We start from the raw sequence: 19,195 nt of genomic DNA on the forward strand, positions 1-19,195 counted from the left end.
TACCACGTGGATATTCAAACCTCGTCCTTAGCTATAACAGCTAGGGCGAGGTTTTTTTGTTGTCTAAAATTTTCACGACTGGAGGATGAAAGGAATGACTATTTTTATCGGTGGGGCCTGGGCCTATGCCAATGGCTCCTTGCATTTAGGGCATATTTCAAGTTTATTGCCGGGGGATATTTTAGCGAGATATTACCGTTTAAAGGGTGAAAATGTTTTATATGTATCGGGAAGCGACTGTAACGGAACGCCAATTACGATCCGGGCTAGACAAGAGGGGGTCAAGCCAGAGGTGATTGCTGATCACTATCACCAAGAATTTCTAGACTGTTTTTCAACATTAGGATTCTCCTATGATATGTACACACGAACCGATACGGCCCATCATCATCAAATCGTGCAAGCGATCTTTCTAGAATTGTTAGAGAAGGGGCTAATTTATAAAAAGGAAATCGAACAAACCTATTGTGAAACCTGTTCGCAATTTTTACCTGAACGTTATGTTGAGGGGATTTGTCCCGTATGCCATCAACCATCAAGAGGAGATCAGTGTGATCATTGTTCTACTATTTTAGAACCACTTGAGTTGCTAGAGCGAAAATGCAAAATATGTGGGCAGCCACCGACGACAAGATTTACCGAGCACTTTTACTTTGCGCTAAGCAGATTTCAAACTTTTTTGCAGGACTATACACAAAAAGCAGAAAAGGAGCAGCGCTGGCGGGATAATGCAATTGCCCTGACGAAACGATACCTAAAGGAAGGGCTGCAGGACCGAGCGGTATCGAGGGATTTACCGGTTGGCGTCAGTGTGCCAGTAGCTGGTTATGAGGAGAAGAAAATCTATGTGTGGATCGAAGCCGTGTCTGGCTATTATACCGCCAGTAAGTTGTGGGCGAAGGAAACGAATCAAGATGACTCACCCTTTTGGAATGATTCGGTTAAATCCTATTATGTACATGGCAAAGATAATATCCCGTTCCATTCAATCATCTGGGCTGGGATTCTAGCGGGGCTAGAAAAAGAGTCATTGCCGACCCACATTGTTTCCAATGAATATTTGACGTTGGAAAAGAAGAAGTTGTCTACCAGTAAGAATTGGGCTGTGTGGGTTCCCGATATGATTAAAAGGTATGACCCGGATTCTATTCGCTATTTTTTAACGATTAACGCTCCGGAAAGCCGCGATGCGGATTTTTCCTGGAAGGAATTTATTTATAGTCATAATAGTGAATTACTCGGGGCCTATGGAAATCTGGTCAATCGAACTTTAAAGTTTATCGTAAAATCCTTTGGCGGAGTGATTCCAGCTAACAATATCACGCCTTTGATTCAGGCGAAAGTGGAGCAGCTGTATGTGGAGGTGGGCGGATTTATCGAAACAACTTCGTTTAAACAAGGGCTAGAAAAGATATTTGAGGTGGTCCGGTTTGCCAATAAATATTTTGATGAACAGAAACCGTGGAAGATGGTCGATGAAGATCCCGAATCTTGCCGGCAAACGCTTGCGGATTGTGTCTATTTAATTGCTAATATTGCTCATACCTTGTCACCATTCCTGCCTTTTTCGAGTGAAAAGGTGAAGGAAATGATTCACACAAGTGAAGCAGGGTGGAAGGCCTTTTTTGCGAAACCTGAGACTTTGGCGAAAATTGAACCACTGTTTGAGCGTATCGATATCACTCAAATCGAGGAGGAGCTTGAGCGGCTTTCCAACCAATCGGCAATTGTCTAATGTCTAGGGGATTTTTACGATAATTTCAGAACTTGAGGAATATGAGCAAATGGTTTATGAAACATTAGAATTGCTATAATAGCCTAAGTATTGTGCCCGTGGTAGCAAAAAAAAACGCCCCAGCACTCACAAAAGCCCAGGCTAAACAGCTGGGCTTTTTGCTATTAATGTGTATTCACTTTTTTAGGAGAAGGATCTCCCGTAACACCCTTTGTTTCAAGAAAGCGTCCCATTCGTTTTAAGGCTTCTTGCAGCTGTGGCATGGAGGTTGCATAAGAACAGCGAATATAACCTTCACCGCTTTCTCCAAATACATTTCCTGGTACAACTGCAACCTTCTCCTGGATTAACAATTCTTCGGCAAATTGCTCAGAACTTAAGCCAGTCGAACGAATCGAAGGGAACACATAAAAGGCCCCACCTGGAGTATGACAACCCAAGCCCATTTGATTCAAGGTTTGCACCACATAATTTCGTCTGCGCCGGTAGCTGTTGCGCATTGACACCACTTCAGGATAAGTATTGCGAAGTGCCTCGATTGCCCCATGCTGCAGCATATGCGGTGCACACATCGTCGTATATTGATGGATTTTTAACATCACCTCGACCAGCTCAGTTGGCCCTGCCAAAAAGCCCAAGCGCCAGCCTGTCATCGCAAACCCTTTTGAAAAACCATTAATAAGAATGGTTCGCTCATACATGCCTTGGATGGAGGCCACACTGGTAAAGTCTTCATCATAGCAGAGCTCTGCATAAATCTCGTCGGAGACAACTAGTAAATCGTGTTTCTCAATGATGGCAGCAATTTCGACTAAATCTGCCTTCGTTAACGTGCTCCCTGTTGGATTATTTGGTGAACACAACAAAATTGCTTTCGTTTTTTCCGTGATCGCCGCTTCAATTTGCTTAGCGGTTACCTTAAAGCCATTTTCAGGTGAAGTGGCAACCGGGACAGGATTCCCACCAGCAATCGCCACTAATGGAGCATATGAGACGAAGGCCGGTTCGACAATTAACACCTCATCGCCGTGGTTCAAAATCGCCCGAAAAGCGAGGTCGATTGCTTGGCTGGCTCCGATCGTTACAATCACTTGATTACTCGGGTCGTACTTCACTCCGAACCTTCGCTCCAAATAGAATGTAATTTCCTCTCTCAATTCCAATAACCCCGGGTTTGCTGTATAGGAGGTAAAGCCTTGCTCGAGGGAAAGAATCGTTGCTTCACGAATGCTCCATGGTGTGATGAAGTCCGGTTCACCGACCCCTAGGGAAATGACTCCCTCCATGCTGGCAGCTAGGTCAAAGAACTTTCTAATCCCCGAGGGCTGCAGTTCTTTTGCTGTCTGGGAAAGATAGTGTGCCAGCTCATGTTTCATGGTGAAACCACCATCCTGCGGTCTTTGTCATCGCTGCCACTGTTAAAAATCACGCCATCATGCTTATATTTTTTTAACATGAAATGTGTGGTGGTCGAAATGACGTTATCAATTGTTGATAACTTTTCCGATACAAAATTGGATATTTGATGCATTGATTTTCCTTCAACGGTAATCGACAAATCATAGGCACCTGACATGAGGTAGAGGGATGATACTTCTGGGAAACGGCTGATTCTTTGGGCCACCTCATCAAAACCAACGCCACGTTTCGGGGTAACCTTTACATCAATCATTGCGATGACATTTTCCTGTCCGTCGACCTTGCTCCAATCGATGAGGGTTGGGTAGCTCATAATAATTTGTGCTTGCTCTAGTTTATCAATCGTCTTTTGGACGGTATCTTCACTGCAAGTGGCCATTAAGGCGATCGATTGGATCGGTAGTTTGTGATTTTCTTCGATAATTCTTAGTATTTCAATTTCCTCACTGCTTAAATGCATGTGAACAGCCTCCTCAACTTCTTTCTCTTACTTATGATGATTTTAATCCTAATTAAGGTGTCTGTCACGTAATTGTGCGAAATTTTGTATTGTTTTGATAATCTTAGGGGTGGACTACTATACTTCAGTTCTACTAAATATCATCAGCCGTCTATCTCCAATAAGAAAGACTACTTTATATAAAAGTAGCCTCTGTTCTTCTCTTAGAATTCTCCACTATGTTTTGCAGCCTCTGCCAATAAATCAACAATATGAACTGCACGCATCTTTGCTGATAAGCCTTCGCGTTCAATGCCGAGCTGCATCTGCAGCAGGCAACCCGGATTGGCGGTAACGATTGTTGTGGCATGAGTGGCTTTCGCTTGCTTCATCTTATAATCTAGCATTACCATCGACGATTCTGATTCGACAATATTATAGATTCCAGCAGAACCACAGCACCGGTCCGCCTCTTTCATTTCGTTGTAAACGACGCCCTGTATAGTTTGAAGCAGCACCCGTGGGGCAGACGCCGTTTTCATCACATTGCGAAGGTGACAGGAATCCTGATACGTAATCACTTGCGCTGGAAGCTTCAGCTCTACTTTTTTATGAAAATCAATGGCTACCAAAATCTCAGAAATATCCTTGATCTTCTCCTTAAAGGCCCTGGCACGGTCCTTCCACGCAGCATCATCCTGCAATAAATGATCATAATCGATTAAAAAGGCGCCACAGCCACCAGCATTGGTAATAATGAAATCTGCCCCTAAGTCCTCAAAGGCAGCAATATTCCGTTTGGCGAGCTCCTTCGCTGTGTCTTTTTCTCCACTATGGCCATGGAGCGCCCCGCAACAGGCTTGGTTTTTTGGTATGACAATTTCACAACCGGCTAACTGAAGCAGCCTCATCGTTGCATCGTTCGTCTTCATGAACATGGTGTCCATTAAGCAGCCACTGAAAAAAGCAACCTTGTGAACCTTTTCGGCGATCGCCGGTAAATATTCTGGGCGATTTTTCATCTCCCTCATCGTAGGAACCTTGGGGAGGACTTTTTCCATCGTCTTTAAACTCTCAGGCAACAGCCCAATAAAGCCAATTTTCCGGGCAATCGTTTGAATTCCGGAGCGCTGGTAGAATCCAAGCAGACCAACCGTCTGGCGCATCCGTCCCTGGTGAGGAAATAACCCTTCAAAAACCGTTTTTCGAACAGCCCTGACTGGTAAAGAAAACTTCTTGTTTTGATTGATAATGTCCCGTGCTTCTTCTAATAAATGCCCGTAATTCACACCAGATGGGCAGACGGGTTCACAGGCCCGGCAGCCGAGGCAAAGTTCAAGCGAACGTTCAAACTCTTCATCCGGTTCGATGATTCCGTCGACCACTGCCTTCATTAAGGCAATCCGCCCCCGTGGGGAATGGGACTCTTTATAACCTGATTCGATATAAGTTGGGCAGGTAGGAAGGCAAAAACCACAGCGCATACAGTTTAATAACTCATCCTCATTCATACGCGCTTTAAATTGCGCTTGAATTTTTTCCTGCTCTAGCAAAGTGGTCATCTTGTCACCACCACGCGTTTCTTGCTGTCTTTCGCAAATACTTTGCCAGGATTCATAATGTTATTCGGGTCAAAGGCTAGCTTAATTCCGCGCATCGCTGCAATTCCCTCTTTTTTCAGCTTCCATTCCAAATAAGGCGCCTTCATTGCCCCGACTCCGTGTTCTCCTGTAATCGTACCGCCTAATTCAATCGCCTTTTCAAAAATTTCCGCAAATGCCTTTTCCACTCGTTCCATTTCTTCATGATTTCTCGCATCGGTCGCACAGGTAGGGTGAAGATTCCCATCTCCGGCATGGCCAAACGTACAAATCGTCAGCTGATATTTTTCCGTGATTTCATTAATCGCCTTGACCATATTGGCAATTTCCGAGCGCGGCACGGTTGCGTCCTCTAGGATTGTGGTCGGCTTCAACCGGGCAACAGCAGAAAGGGCAGCCCGTCGTGCCGTTCGTAATGCATCGGCTTCCGCCTCGGTCGCGGCAATTTGAATGGATACGGCTTGTTCTGATTTGCACACCTCGGCCATTTTCGAAATATCCCTTTCGACCACCTCTAAAGGACCGTCCTGTTCAATTAGCAATACAGCTTCTACATTGGTCGGCAAGCCGATTTGAGCAAAGTCTTCAACGACCTTTAAGGTTGGCTGATCGAGAAATTCGAGCGTGGTCGGAATGATTTTATTGGCTATAATCTTTGAAACGGATTTTGCAGCAGCATTCAGGTCCTGATAATGGACAAGCATTGTCTTCCGCGTCTCTGGCATTGGAATTAATTTCAGTGTGGCTTCTGTAATGACGCATAATGTCCCTTCAGAACCAACAAACAGTCGGGTCAAGTCATAGCCAGCGACATCTTTTGCTAGTTTTCCACCAGTGCGAACGATATCACCATTTGGCAAAACGACCTCAAGGGCGATAACATAATCCCGGGTGACTCCATACTTAAGACCGCGCAAGCCGCCGGAGTTTTCATTGATATTCCCACCAATGGTCGAGATTTTCATCGAACTTGGGTCTGGTGGATAGAAAAGTCCCTTTGCTTCGACGGCCTGAATTAAATCGAGCGTAATCACACCAGGCTGGACGGTAATCGTTAAGTTTTCTTCGTCAATTTCGAGGATATTGTGCATATGTTTAAAAAGAAGGACAATCCCGCCCTCAGTAGGACATGTTCCGGCACAAAGATTTGTTCCTGAGCCGCGCGGCACGATCGGTACTTTATATTCATTACAAACCTTTAAGATTTCAGCGACCTCCATCGTGTTTCTAGGACTGACGACTGCATCCGGCATGGACTGAAAGTTTGGTGTGGCATCATAGGAGTAGACCAGTCGTTCTGTTTTTGAATCGGCAAAATTTTCCGTGGTTACGATTGAGATCAATTTTTCTTTTACTTCCTTAGAAAGCATGTTTTTTCCCCCATTCCGAGCTTCATACTATCTTCATACTAGTTAAAGTATAAAAAAACAGGCATATGTCTGCTATGGATAAAAATCTAAAAATAGAACGAATTATAAGTTGATTTTTGTATCTTTATCTATTTGAAATATAATTTCAAAATATTTATAATAATATTAAAAAAAATAATCGGAGTTGAAAGTAAATGAAATATCCACTCTTGGCAACAGATCTTGATGGTACCTTGTTAAACCATCAGAAAGAAATCGGGGTTGAAACGATTGAAGCAATTCAAGCGTACCGCAAGCGTGGCGGGAGAGTAGTCATTTGCAGCGGTCGTTCACCACTATCGACAAGGTGGATTGCGAACACGATTGGCCTTGAAGGAGAACCGATTATTGCCTATAACGGTGCGATCCTACTGGATGAGCATGGTCAGGTAAGTGCGCAATCGACCTTTGAACATGAACCACTCATAAGCTTTTGGGAACTATGTGAGGCGGAAGGTATATATGCCCATTTTTATGAGGGAGATAAGTTGCTTGTTCCTAAGGTGACAAAATGGAATGAGAATTGGATTGAAAATAATATCCCCACTTTAGAAAGATCAGGGGGAACCGTAAAAAATTGCGAAAGCTTCCGAAAACAATGTCAGGTCAAGCTGATTGACAATTTTTACGGCTACATGAAAGAAACTCAACCGATGATTACAAAAATAGCCGTCTTTGATGAAGGGGGCCGACTTCATGATTTTTCCAAACAAATCACAGAACAAGTGGAGAATGTAGAAATCAGTAGTAGCTTAGATTATTTAAATTTGGAGATATCTCCTAGAGGAGTGACAAAGGCATCAGCTCTCGTAAAGTTAACCGAGCAGCTAGAAATCCCCATATCCCAAACAGCAGCTATTGGCGATAACTATAACGATGCCTTGATGCTCTCCGTTGCAGGACTAGGGATTGCAATGGGCAATGCCCCTGAGAAGGTAAAGCAACTAGCCGATCAGGTGACAGGAACGAATCAAGAAGCAGGTGTGGCGTTAGCGATCCACCGTTATTTACTTGACTAAACTTAGCTCCAACAAAGTCTATTAGACTCGTTTTTTAAAATAGTATTTCAGTATTTTAATAAAAATGTTGAATTAATATTTCGAAAGTCCTATAATGAGTTTACAATGAACCGCTTACAACGAGAGATAACAAACTGGAGGTTAATCATATGTTGGAAGAAAACTTGGAGTTATTGACAACAGAATCGCGCAATCCCCAATCATTGAAGATTGATACGGCTGAACCGATGGAGATATTGCGAATCATGAATGAGCAAGATCAATTGGTGGCATTAGCTGTGAACGAGGTCCTGCCTGACATAGAGGTAGCAGTACGATTTGTCTTTGAATCATTTCAAAAGGGAGGCAGATTGATTTATCTTGGGGCTGGAACAAGTGGCCGCTTAGGGGTGCTGGATGCTGTCGAATGCCCGCCGACATTTAGCACGGATCATGAAATGGTGCAAGGTCTGATGGCCGGAGGTGAAGGCGCCTTCTTGAAAGCAGTCGAAGGGGCAGAAGATGATCCAGATCTAGGTGTACGTGACCTGCAAGCATTACGCCTAACGAGCAAGGATACAGTCATTGGGATCGCGGCAAGCGGACGGACGCCATATGTCATTGGGGCTCTAAAGTATGCCCGCAGTATTGGGGCAAAGACGGTTGCGCTTTCTTGTAATAAAGATGCGGCAATTAGTAAGGAAGCCGATCAAAGCATTGAAGCCATCGTGGGACCAGAGGTGTTGACAGGGTCGACCCGTTTGAAGGCCGGTACGGCTCATAAGATGGTTTTGAATATGATTTCAACCTCGTCGATGATCTTAATCGGGAAGGCCTTTGAAAATCTAATGGTGGATGTTCATGTAAGCAACCAAAAATTAAAGGAACGGGCCATCGGGATTATTCGAAAAATTACTGGCGTTTCCTATGAAGTTGCCTTAGAAACATTAGAAAAGGCAGAATTACAGGTCAAAACTGCGATTGTCATGATTAAGACGGGCACGACTAAACAGGACGCCGATAAATTGTTAACGGAAGCAAATGGGTATGTCAAAAAGGCAATTGAAAAAGGTAACGAATAATCGGGATTGAAAAGGTGGTCATTGGGATGGCGGCAGGCGGTTTAAAAATGATTCAAAATATGCTGGAGCAGCTTCCAGCATCTGAACGAAAAATTGCCGAATTTATTCTTGAAAATCCACAAAGTATTTTAAACAGTACCGTTAATGATATAGGGATTCAAGCCAATACCAGTGGCGCAGCCGTTATTCGGCTGTGTAAATCCCTAGGCTTAACGGGATTTCAAGATTTAAAGGTAAGAATAGCAGGCGATTTAGTGAGGCCAATTGAACAAGGTTATCGCGACATCGAGCCCGGTGAATCGTTTTACTCGATCGTTCAGAAGACTACTAGTAACAGTATCCAAGGGATCCGTGATTCCGAAGAAATCATTAATTACGATGAATTGGAACGGGCTGTCGAAACCTTATTAGCAGCCCAAACGGTTCATTTCTTCGGCATTGGTGCCTCTAATATTATTGCAAGTGATGCGCAGCAAAAGTTCCTGAGGATTCGGAAAAATGCAACCGCTTTTACGGATACCCATTTAGTGGCAACCTTAATTGCCAATGCCAATCCGGGTGATGTCGTGTTTGGAATATCCCATTCAGGTGAGACCGAAGAGGTCAGTAAAGTAATGGGCCTTGCGAAAGAACGAGGGGTCACAACCATTAGTTTAACGAAATACGGACAATCCACTGTGTCTTCGTTAGCTGATATAAAGCTGTTTACTGCCTATTCAGGAGAGGCACCGTTTAGAAGTGCGGCAACCTCCTCGCGTCTTGCCCAGTTATATCTGATTGATATCTTATTTTTATCAATGGCAACTGGTCAGTATGAGGAAACCATTCACTCGATTGATCAAACAAGGGAAGCTATCCGGTTTATTAAAGAAGGAAAATAATATTTCAGGGGGTGATGTACCTTCATCTCATTTAATAGGAGAAAAACAGCAGAGGTAGAAACAGGACATAAAGAGATCATTAACTAACAGAGAGAAGGGGAATTAATATGGCTGGAGAGAATAAAGTATTAGCGGAGAAAATTCTTGAACAATTAGGTGGTCCGGCGAATATTGTCAGTTATACACATTGTATGACCAGACTTCGGGTGACGCCAAAAAATGATGCTGTGATCAACAAGGCAGCGATTAAGAAAATTGATGGGGTTATTGGGGTAGTCGAAGAAGAAACATTGCAAATCATTCTCGGACCTGGAAAAGTGAATAAAGTAACCGAAGAGTTTGGAAAATTAATTGATGCTGCTGGCGGGATTGATTTGAAAGAAATGGCAGCAAGCAAAAAAGCAGAAATCAATAAGAAAAATGCGACGCCATTTAAACTATTTTTACGAAAAATATCCAGTATCTTTATCCCGTTAATCCCTGCCCTCGTGGCATCTGGTTTGATTACAGGGATCACGAAAGCAATCATCCAAGCAGGGTGGATGGCAGCAGATTCGCAGCTTGCAACCATCTTAACAGTTATTGGTGGTGGATTATTTGGATACCTAGGTATTTTAGTAGGTACAAATGCGGCGAAAGAATTCGGTGGTTCACCAGCACTTGGAGCCATTGCCGGAATTTTAATCATTAACCCGGCAGTGGCTGGCATCAAATTGTTTGATACGGCGTTACTGCCTGGACGCGGGGGCTTAATTGGCGTTCTGTTTGCAGCGATTTTTATGGCCTTTGTTGAAAAACGAGTTCGTCGTTATGTACATCAATCAATTGACCTATTTGTTACACCAACGGTTGCATTACTGGTTACTGGTATTGTTACTTATCTTGTTTTTATGCCAATTGGTGGTTTTGTGTCAGATTTAATTACAAAAGGATTAACTTCTTTACTTGACGTTGGTGGAGTTGTCGCAGGCTTTGTCCTTGGAGCAACCTTCCTTCCGCTTGTTGTTACAGGTTTACATCAAGGTTTAACACCGATCCATTTAGAACTAATTAATACATTAGGTGATGATCCGCTCCTTCCAATCTTGGCTATGGGTGGTGCTGCCCAAGTAGGAGCAGCGTTTGCCATTTACTTCAAAACGAAGAAAAAGAGTTTAAAAAGAGCGATTGGCGGGGGACTTCCAGCAGGAATTCTTGGTATCGGTGAGCCGCTTATTTTCGGGGTTACCCTTCCATTAGGACGTCCGTTTTTAACTGCATGTTTAGGGGCCGGAGTTGGCGGGGCCTTCCAGGCGGCTTTCCATGTCGCAACAATCGCAGTTGGGGTATCTGGATTACCACTTGCCTTTCTTGTAGTCGGCGGCCAAGTTCTTCTGTATTTACTAGGGGTACTAGTTGCTTATGCAGCTGGATTCGTCTTTACTTATCTCTTCGGTTTCAAGGATGAGATGGCTGGTGAATTTGAGTGATCGGGATTTCCTTCTATTTAAATGATCCTTTAGCAGAAGAACGGATTGCTGTTGCGGGAAAATATGGTGTGAAGCGGGCGTTTACCTCGCTTCATATTCCCGAGGAATCTGGGGATTTAGCCAGCCGCGCCAAACAATTGCTGCAAACCGCTAAAGATTTTGGGATAGAAGTCTATGCAGATGTGTCGGAACGAACGCCGGCACATTTGGGATTGAATAGCTTATTTGAGTTAAAAACCTTAGGGGTAATCGGACTCAGACTTGATGACTTTTTTGCGCATGAAACCATTTTGGACCTAGCGAGGGAATTCAAACTTGCACTGAATGCCAGCATCTTGTTTGAGGATGATATTCGGGCCTTACTTAAAGACGGACTGACAGCTGACCAGCTACTGGCCTGGCATAATTTTTACCCAAGGTGCGAAACGGGCTTATCGAAGCCATTTTTTGAAAGTCAAAATGGGCTTTATAAAAAGTTTGGCATTCCAGTTAGCGCCTATATTTCCGGTGATGGGGAAAAGCGCGGTCCGTTGTTTGAGGGGTTACCAACCTTAGAGGAGCATCGGAATATTGATTCATATGTAGCTGCGTTGGAATTGAACGGGGCGGGGGTCGAAGATATTTATATTGGCGATCCAGAGGTCAGTGAAGACCTGCTGAAGAAATTGATAGATTTTGACCAACATCAACGTGTTCAGGTCAGAATTGAAGGATTTCAAGAAGGGGAATTCCGACTCCGTCCTGATTTTTCTAGGGATGTGCTTCGCTTTATGGATACACGAAGTGCAGATTCTATTATTCCAGAAAATACTGAAGCGCGTCCTATGGGCACGATCACAAGAGATAATGATCGCTATGGCCGTTATCGTGGTGAGGTACAAATCAGCCTTGGTGATTTACCGTCTGACGATCGAGTAAATGTTGTCGGAAGGGTAGTGGAGACAGATTTACCACTGCTTTCTTTATTGAAACCAGGTCAAACTATACACTTTAATATAGTCTAAACAGGAAGCTGTCACATCGAGTCGATGCGGCAGCTTTTTTATCTAGACCAACGTTGATTTTAGTTGAAGAATGTAATTATTTCGGGAATCGAAAAATGTAAACGTTATCAACTTAAATTGATCATTTCAGCTTGAAAAAATAGAGTATAATAGGGGGAAGATTAAAGGTAACAGGAGTAGTGAACAGTGGAAAAACAGACTAGCAAGTATAGATGGGTAGTTTTTGTGGCAGTATTGTTTACGTATTTTTTAATCGTAAGCCAACGGACGGCCCCTGGTTTAATTTCAGATCAATTAATGAAAGATTTTAGCTTAACGGCTTCAACGATTGGTTTACTGACGAGTATTCAGTTTTTGGCCTATGCTGGATTGCAGGTTCCAATTGGAATCTTATCGGACCGATTTGGACCGAATTTTTTCCTTATCATTGGGGCCTTGTTGAATGGGTTAGGTGCTGTAGCTTATAGCTTGGCTCCAAATGAATATGTACTTCTTTTTGCAAGATTATTGGCTGGAATAGGGGACGCCACCATTTGGGTCAACTTGGTGTTAATCTTGAGCCAATGGTTTAAAGTGAAGGAGTTTGTTAGTCTACTTGGTGTCGCAGGTATGTCAGGGAGTTTAGGATTCTTGCTGGCGACGGTTCCTTTCTCCGCTTGGATTTCGGTAGCAGGCTGGCGACAACCGTTTTTTACAACGGGGATTTTGTTATGTCTTTGCGGGCTCCTACTCAATTATGTGCTTGTGAGGAAACCAAGCCAGCTATTTAAGAACGATGTGTCTGTACCCGTAAAAGCAAAGAAACAAAGGGAAAAAACCCTTGTGACATTGCGGCGTATTTTTACCAATCGCCAGGCATGGGCTACCTTCTTTTGTCACTTTGGCCTTGTCGGCACGTATGTTGGATTTATTGGCTCATGGGCTGTTCCTTATGGGATGCATGTGTATGGGATGACGCGTTCTGATTCAAGTCAGCTAATCATGATTGGTCTGTTTGGGGCGATTATTGGTGCTCCGTTAACAAGTTGGATTTCCAGCCGGTTCGGCTCCATTAAACGACCTTATTTAGTTGTGCATCTTGTAGCTTTTCTAAGCTGGGTGTTCCTGTTTATTAGCGGGCAGCCGCCCTATTATATGCTGGTAATCATTTTTTTACTAATCGGCTATGGAAATGGCTCGAGTTCGCTAACGTTTGCGGTCGTGCGCAATTCTTTTGATATGAAGGAAGTAGGCGTGGTTTCTGGCTTCGCCAATACCGGGGGCTTTTTGAGTGCTGTCCTTTTGCCCAGCATTTTTGGTAAAGTATTGGATCATTTCCAGGCAGCCTCCCCTAGTGTGGGATACCACTATGGCTTTATCATTCCTGTCCTATTCTCGATGTTTGGGCTAATGGGTGGCTTGTTGATTAAGGAACAACGTCAGGAAGCAAAGCAACCAAGTGAACTGACGGTTTAGATTATATCATCTCAAAAAAAATGGGCATTTCAGTTTGACTGAAATACCCATTTTTTTTGCCTTGCGTTTTTCTTAATGTTGCAAAAATGCGAGTTGTATAAAGAATAATACGGCGAACACATAAAGCAATGGATGCACGTCACGCCATTTCCCTTTCACTAACTTCAATAGTGGGAAGCTAATAAAACCAAGTGCGATTCCAGTTGCAATGCTGGAGGTCAACGGCATACTCAAAACTGTGATGAAAGCAGGGAAGGCTTCGTCAATTTCGTCCCAACGAATTTTAGCGATGCTGCCCATCATCAGGCTGCCGACAATGATCAATGCTGGAGATGTAATGGCTGCAATCCCAGATACGGCACTCACGAGTGGGCCGAAGAATGCCGATACCAAAAATAAAACGGCTACAGTTAAAGACGTTAACCCAGTCCGACCACCTGCAGCGACTCCAGAAGTAGATTCAATAAAGGCCGTGGTCGGGCTTGTCCCAAACAAGGCGCCGACTGCGGTAGCTAGGGAATCAGACAGCAATGCTTGGCGGGCGCGCGGCAATTTGCCATCCTTCATTAAACCTGCTTGATTCGCGACACCAATCATCGTTCCTGTTGTATCAAAGATGGTCACAAGGATGAAGGAGAATACAACAGCATAAAGACTGTGATGAATCACATCCGTCACGGCTGTGATCGGATTTGTGATCATTAGACCCTCTGGAAGGGAAGGGAATGCCATAATCCCTTTATCGAAAGAGAGCTGATGGGTAAAGAAGGCGATAACCGCCGTAATAATCATTCCGAAAAATAAAGCTCCATTCACTCTAAGCACCATCAGGATTAGTGTGACAGCCAAGCCAACTATGGCTAGAAGGGCTTCTGGAGAGTGAAGGTCGCCTAATCCAACAAGATTGGAAGGATGGGCAGTGATGATTTTGGTTTGACGCAGACCAATAAAAGCAATAAATAATCCGATTCCTGCTGTAATCCCATGCTTGAGATTATCCGGTATCGCTTCAATTAATTTTTCTCTAAATGGTGTGAGCGATAATAGAACAAAGATGATTCCGGCAATGAAGACAGCGGCAAAGGCCGTTTGGTAGTTAATGCCGTGACCGCCGACAACAGAGTAGGCAAAGTAGGCGTTGAGGCCCATCCCAGGTGCGATAGCGATCGGATAATTCGCGAAAAGTGCCATCCAAAGTGTTCCGACCAAGGAAGCGATGATGGTGGCGGAAAAGACTTGTTCAAACGGAACGCCTGCATCGGCAAGAATGACAGGGTTTACAATGACAATATAGACCATCGTAAAAAAGGTCGTAATACCAGCCAACAGTTCCGTTTTTGTATTTGTCTGATTTTCTTTGAGCTTAAACATAAAAGTTCCTCCAAAATACGAACGTTTTTAAACAACTTTATTATATTATTCGTTTTTAACTAATTTTTCAATAGCTAATGATTATTTTGCCCCGATAAATTGCTGTCTACGCTTACAAAAAGCCTACAATTATTTGGTGTATCCAGAATGGAAAATAAAAAAGTCCTTCTTTTGAATAATGAAGGACTTTCGTAACTTCCAGTTTTAATCTATGACGGAAGTTCTGTTAAGATGGTTTGCAAATTTTTTATTGTGTGGCTCACTATTTTTGCGTACAGTTCTAATATCATTTGTCCATACGTTTCACCGGGTACGGCCCATTTTCCATTTAAGTCAATCCATCTCGGAGCAGAGCCTCTGGTAACAAGTGAAAAGCGGGGATCAACTAGTGGATATTGTGGTGGTAAGGGAGTAGTCGTTGCATAGGCGTATAAATGTTGTAGATGGGCTAGAACTCCTTCTTGTGGTGTCGCAAAATTTGCCCCAGTTTGAGACCCTCCTGTTGCGCCAATTCCAGCATAATTGTTTTGTTCTGTTTTTACAGTTCCGGTAAAGCGGAAATAATTGGTTTCATGGATGGCTTGGGCAAAGGCAATATCACCTCTGATCCCATAATATTCGCCAAGATTTTGATAGAAGTTTCCTAAGTCTGGTGCATTTGGATTAATTGTTTTTACATAGGCATTCATTTGCGCACCGGACAAAGAGGTAGGGCCCATTATGCTGTTGCTTCCAATAGTCATATCACTGCTGTTTCCGCTGCCACTATTGTCGTTGTTCCCGCCCGTACTGTTATCATTCCCACTGCTGCTCTCAGCTGGAGTGGCCCCTCCGTTTTCAACAACCAGGAACGCATCCCCTATACCAGCCTTTTTCACTTCAGCCAAACGCTTTTCGGCATTTTCACGATTGGAATAGGCACCTGCTTGAACCCGAAACCAGGTTTTACCCGAGAGAGTTGTGGTATTGACAAACGAATCAATTCCCTTTGAACGAAGGAAGGTTACTCGTTCGTCCGCATTTTCCCTTGTTTGGAACGATCCGGCAATGACTCGATAAAGTGCTCCTGCTCCTGGATCACTTGGGGCGGGCGGTGGAGTTGCTTTTGCTTTCAGATTAAAGGCTTTAGCAAGTCCATTTGCATGACCTTGAGCCACGTTTTGACGCCAAGAAGCCTGCTTCATTAATGCGGTATCATGGGCATTATCAATAAAGCCATTTTCTGATAAAAAGGCTGGCATAGTGGATTCGCGTAAAACGTGGAAATTCGCCTTTTTCCGACCGCGGTCTGTCAGTTGATTCAGTTTCATTACTTCAGCGTGAATGATCGTTTGATAGTTGGCAGTTGGTGATGTATTCGATAAACCACTATAAATATAATCTTCGTATCCTTGTGCAGAACCATTCGCCGCATTTATGTGGATCGCTAAATAATAGTTGGCGCCCCAGCTATTCGCCTCATTTGTCCGCTGACTTAGACTTTTCGTTACATCGCTGGTTCGGCTCAATTTAATTTCAATATTTTCATAGCCATTGGTTAGGATCGACTGAAGTTTAAGGGCGATATCTAAGGTAAGGTCCTTCTCATTTAATCCATTGCCTTGGGCGCCAGGATCTGTGCCGCCATGACCTGGATCTACATAAAGCTTCATTCTTCTTCCCCCATTTCGCTAAATTTCTACTTTATATATATATGGGATAAGCTCTAATCCGTTCGGGTTTCAGTACCAAAAACTTTGCATTGCCTTTGGAGGATCAAGTCGGAATAAAAATGAATCGTAAAATGAGTAAAGTGAACGCAGGTAACTAGCCTACCTGCGTTTCTCTATGTGGTCACCTACGGATTAGTCACGAAAATTTCCGCCTGTAAAATACGCTCCAATTCAATGGCAGGAAGGGGTTTACTAAATAAAAAGCCTTGACCAATAAAGCACTTATTGTCGCGTAAAAAGTCAACATGTTCCTTTGATTCGATCCCTTCGGCAATAACGGTGAAATTCATATTCCTTCCCATATCGATAATCGTTTTTACGATCGGACCATCGGGATTGAAGGTAAGTTCATCAATAAAGGCTTTATCTATTTTCAATGTGTTGACGGGTAGGTTTTTCAAATAACTTAAGGAGGAATAACCTGTACCAAAATCATCAATAGCAATCTGAATCCCTAGTGCCCTTAGGTCATTCAGTACATGACGTGTTTTATTGATATTTTGTAAAATACTTTCGGTTATTTCTATTTTCAAGTATTGCGGTTCTAACTTGGTTTCAGCTAATATCTTGCTTACGTCGTTTACAAAATGAGCATTTTGGAATTGGCGAATCGATACATTGACTGACATAGTCACATCCATTAACCCTATTTTTTGCCATTCCTTTAACTGCTGACAAGCTGTTTGAATAACCCACCTTCCAATCGGTTCAATTAACCCCGTTTCCTCAGCAATAGGAATAAATTCTACTGGTGAAACCATTCCTAATTCGGGATCATGCCAGCGAATCAAGGCTTCTAAACCGATGATTTTTTCCGTTCTCAGGTCTACTTGGGGTTGGTAATACAGACTTAACCGGTTTTCCTCTAATCCTCTTCGCAATTTGGCTTCTAATTGCATTTTTTTTATCATCATTTCATTCAGGCCGGGATTAAAGAATTTAAACTTATTCTTTCCCTCATCTTTTGCCAAGTACATGGCTACATCAGCACTTTTTAACAGCTCATTTGTGTTGGCTCCGCCCACTGGATAGATACTTATTCCTATGCTGGGAGTGGTGTATATTTCATGTCCTTGAATCAGAAAAGGGGCTTCGAATTTATGTAGAAGTTGATTGGCAATTTGTATCAAACGTTCCCGGTCCGTTTCTGTAAGAATGATGGCGAATTCGTCACCACCAATTCTCGCAACCGTTTCTTTATCGTCTACAGATGCATGTAAACGGTTGGCAACCTCTTTTAATAGGATGTCTCCATTGTCATGTCCCAAGCTATCGTTAACATATTTAAATCGATCCAAATCAATATACATAAGGGAAAAATGCTTGCCCTTTTCTGTTGCCAATTTTAGCCGCTGATCCATGCGTTTTTGAAATAAGTTTCGATTGGGTAAATTGGTTAAGGGATCATAATGCGCTAAGGTTTCTATTTTATTTAGCAGTTTGGCCATTTCGCTGTCATCCTTTGACTGTTTTGAAGAATGAAAATGTCCCTCTGAATTAGCGAGATGCTTGAGCTTTGAAAAAATGGCCTTATTTTCAACAGCTGTAATCACTTGTTGGAACAGAAGCAGCAATACTGTAAGATGTAGCCCTTTTTGTAATAGATTCGTTTCATCAAGTTGATTAACAAAGGTTAATAGAAGGAGAATTCCAGCGCTAATAAAGGAGAGAGAGTAATTCTTGTATTCTAATTTCTCATTCTCTTTATCTGGATTCCATGGATGTTCTTGTTCAACAGTAGCAGCAATCCCTAGTAAGAAAATAGACACGGGCCATAAAAGAAATAGCCAATAACCAATCTGGTTAACGTGGTTGATATAAAAAAAGTCCCCAATTACTTGAATGAAAAAGCCCGCAGCGATCAAATAAAAACTTATTTTTTGGTGAAGCTCAGCCTGCGAAATATAAATGATGCATCCTGCCGCAAACAGCAAGCTAATATTTAATACATGATAAAGCGATGAAAGCAGGAAGCCAATATGAGTCACATCTTGATTCCCCTCGAGGATGGGATTCACCAAAAACACCCAGCTTACACTAAAGACGGAAATGATGACAATAATGACGTTTAATAGAAAGCGGAGCATCGGCAAGGTATTTTTCATGACTTTCATTTTATACATAAAACCCGTGAAGAAAAACAAATACCCAACCAAACGGATCATATCCTCAATTGGATAATTTTGTATTTCGGTGCCTGGCACCATCGGTTCACTCCCGAGGATAAATAGAAATCCATGATAGCTGGTGGCGAGTTTAGACAAAAATAGAAAACCAATTCCGATGGCGAAAAAAAGCCAAAAGTTCCTTTGTTGTTTATCCTTCATAACTTTGTAGGATTGGATCAACCAAATAAGTGTAACAAGATACGCAATGATCGAAAAAACATTAATGCCCAAACTAGCAAATGGTTTAGGATCCTTAGAGATCGATAGCCATAATAAAAATAAGATAAAATAGAGGCCGATAAAGATAATCCTCCGGCGGAAATAGGTTGCCAAAGTTCATTCCTCCTGATGTCCACGAATCAAATTGAGTACAATCATCTTATCTTTACATTCTTAACTTTTTATTAACAATCACCCTACGTTCAGCTACATTCTATCAGATGGACACAAAT

The 19,195-nt window shown here is 42.8% G+C and carries 14 protein-coding genes; 7 read left to right on the forward strand and 7 right to left on the reverse strand.

Annotated features, from left to right (window positions below):
* Window positions 1-94 precede the first annotated feature (94 nt).
* Window positions 95-1,735, forward strand: a complete 1,641-nt coding sequence (gene metG, locus TY15_RS13245) for a methionine--tRNA ligase (RefSeq protein WP_040203130.1) — start codon at window positions 95-97, stop codon at window positions 1,733-1,735.
* Between the two features lie 164 nt (window positions 1,736-1,899).
* Here the strand turns inward: metG and TY15_RS13250 are convergent, their stop codons facing one another.
* From TY15_RS13250 to glcD, 4 genes are all read right to left on the reverse strand, one after another.
* The gene (locus TY15_RS13250; RefSeq protein ID WP_040203132.1) at window positions 1,900-3,111 is read right to left on the reverse strand and encodes an aminotransferase; all 1,212 of its coding nucleotides are present in this window, start codon (window positions 3,109-3,111) and stop codon (window positions 1,900-1,902) included.
* Entirely contained in the window at window positions 3,108-3,614 is a 507-nt protein-coding gene (locus tag TY15_RS13255; protein ID WP_040203134.1) for an Lrp/AsnC family transcriptional regulator, read from the reverse strand. The genes TY15_RS13250 and TY15_RS13255 overlap by 4 nt, the downstream gene beginning before the upstream one ends.
* A gap of 203 nt (window positions 3,615-3,817) precedes the next feature.
* Window positions 3,818-5,155, reverse strand: coding sequence for a (Fe-S)-binding protein (locus TY15_RS13260; protein ID WP_040203136.1), 1,338 nt, complete (start codon window positions 5,153-5,155; stop codon window positions 3,818-3,820).
* Window positions 5,152-6,564 carry a glycolate oxidase subunit GlcD gene (gene glcD / locus TY15_RS13265; protein ID WP_040203138.1) on the reverse strand — a complete coding sequence of 471 codons (1,413 nt, stop codon included), beginning with the start codon at window positions 6,562-6,564 and terminating at the stop codon, window positions 5,152-5,154. The genes TY15_RS13260 and glcD overlap by 4 nt, the downstream gene beginning before the upstream one ends.
* A 194-nt stretch (window positions 6,565-6,758) precedes the next feature.
* Here glcD and TY15_RS13270 point away from each other — a divergent pair, with 194 nt between their 5' ends.
* The 6 genes from TY15_RS13270 to TY15_RS13295 all read left to right on the forward strand — a co-directional run bounded on the left by TY15_RS13270 (window position 6,759) and on the right by TY15_RS13295 (window position 13,492).
* Complete coding sequence (locus TY15_RS13270) at window positions 6,759-7,622, forward strand: Cof-type HAD-IIB family hydrolase (protein ID WP_040203139.1); 864 nt, start codon at window positions 6,759-6,761, stop codon at window positions 7,620-7,622.
* Between the two features lie 149 nt (window positions 7,623-7,771).
* Window positions 7,772-8,683 carry an N-acetylmuramic acid 6-phosphate etherase gene (gene murQ, locus TY15_RS13275; RefSeq protein ID WP_040203140.1) on the forward strand — a complete coding sequence of 304 codons (912 nt, stop codon included), beginning with the start codon at window positions 7,772-7,774 and terminating at the stop codon, window positions 8,681-8,683.
* A 26-nt stretch (window positions 8,684-8,709) separates the two neighbouring features.
* On the forward strand, window positions 8,710-9,564 hold the full coding sequence (locus TY15_RS13280; RefSeq protein ID WP_040203142.1) for a MurR/RpiR family transcriptional regulator: 855 nt from the start codon (window positions 8,710-8,712) through the stop codon (window positions 9,562-9,564).
* 107 nt (window positions 9,565-9,671) lie between these two features.
* Window positions 9,672-11,033, forward strand: coding sequence for a PTS transporter subunit EIIC (locus tag TY15_RS13285; protein WP_040203143.1), 1,362 nt, complete (start codon window positions 9,672-9,674; stop codon window positions 11,031-11,033).
* Window positions 11,030-12,037, forward strand: a complete 1,008-nt coding sequence (locus tag TY15_RS13290; protein WP_040203144.1) for a MupG family TIM beta-alpha barrel fold protein — start codon at window positions 11,030-11,032, stop codon at window positions 12,035-12,037. The genes TY15_RS13285 and TY15_RS13290 overlap by 4 nt, the downstream gene beginning before the upstream one ends.
* A 186-nt stretch (window positions 12,038-12,223) precedes the next feature.
* Window positions 12,224-13,492 carry an MFS transporter gene (locus TY15_RS13295; protein WP_040203147.1) on the forward strand — a complete coding sequence of 423 codons (1,269 nt, stop codon included), beginning with the start codon at window positions 12,224-12,226 and terminating at the stop codon, window positions 13,490-13,492.
* 72 nt (window positions 13,493-13,564) lie between these two features.
* On the opposite strand, the gene TY15_RS13300 is transcribed toward TY15_RS13295, so the two are convergent.
* The 3 genes from TY15_RS13300 to TY15_RS13310 form a co-directional block, all read right to left on the reverse strand.
* Window positions 13,565-14,863 carry an NCS2 family permease gene (locus TY15_RS13300; protein ID WP_040203148.1) on the reverse strand — a complete coding sequence of 433 codons (1,299 nt, stop codon included), beginning with the start codon at window positions 14,861-14,863 and terminating at the stop codon, window positions 13,565-13,567.
* A 209-nt stretch (window positions 14,864-15,072) separates the two neighbouring features.
* The gene (locus TY15_RS13305) at window positions 15,073-16,515 is read right to left on the reverse strand and encodes an N-acetylmuramoyl-L-alanine amidase (RefSeq protein ID WP_040203149.1); all 1,443 of its coding nucleotides are present in this window, start codon (window positions 16,513-16,515) and stop codon (window positions 15,073-15,075) included.
* A 185-nt stretch (window positions 16,516-16,700) separates the two neighbouring features.
* Complete coding sequence (locus TY15_RS13310) at window positions 16,701-19,076, reverse strand: putative bifunctional diguanylate cyclase/phosphodiesterase (protein WP_052353772.1); 2,376 nt, start codon at window positions 19,074-19,076, stop codon at window positions 16,701-16,703.
* Window positions 19,077-19,195 lie beyond the last annotated feature (119 nt).

The sequence above is a fragment of the Neobacillus jeddahensis genome, assembly GCF_000612625.1.
GTDB classification, from domain to species: domain Bacteria; phylum Bacillota; class Bacilli; order Bacillales; family Cytobacillaceae; genus Neobacillus; species Neobacillus jeddahensis.

Excerpts from the sequence above, each read along its gene's own strand:
- metG (WP_040203130.1), top strand. The coding sequence starts at position 95 with ATGACTATTTTTATCGGTGGGGCCTGGGCCTATGCCAATGGCTCCTTG.
- TY15_RS13250 (WP_040203132.1), bottom strand. The coding sequence starts at position 3,111 with ATGAAACATGAGCTGGCACACTATCTTTCCCAGACAGCAAAAGAACTG.
- TY15_RS13255 (WP_040203134.1), bottom strand. The coding sequence starts at position 3,614 with ATGCATTTAAGCAGTGAGGAAATTGAAATACTAAGAATTATCGAAGAA.
- TY15_RS13260 (WP_040203136.1), bottom strand. The coding sequence starts at position 5,155 with ATGACCACTTTGCTAGAGCAGGAAAAAATTCAAGCGCAATTTAAAGCG.
- glcD (WP_040203138.1), bottom strand. The coding sequence starts at position 6,564 with ATGCTTTCTAAGGAAGTAAAAGAAAAATTGATCTCAATCGTAACCACG.
- TY15_RS13270 (WP_040203139.1), top strand. The coding sequence starts at position 6,759 with ATGAAATATCCACTCTTGGCAACAGATCTTGATGGTACCTTGTTAAAC.
- murQ (WP_040203140.1), top strand. The coding sequence starts at position 7,772 with ATGTTGGAAGAAAACTTGGAGTTATTGACAACAGAATCGCGCAATCCC.
- TY15_RS13280 (WP_040203142.1), top strand. The coding sequence starts at position 8,710 with ATGGCGGCAGGCGGTTTAAAAATGATTCAAAATATGCTGGAGCAGCTT.
- TY15_RS13285 (WP_040203143.1), top strand. The coding sequence starts at position 9,672 with ATGGCTGGAGAGAATAAAGTATTAGCGGAGAAAATTCTTGAACAATTA.
- TY15_RS13300 (WP_040203148.1), bottom strand. The coding sequence starts at position 14,863 with ATGTTTAAGCTCAAAGAAAATCAGACAAATACAAAAACGGAACTGTTG.
- TY15_RS13305 (WP_040203149.1), bottom strand. The coding sequence starts at position 16,515 with ATGAAGCTTTATGTAGATCCAGGTCATGGCGGCACAGATCCTGGCGCC.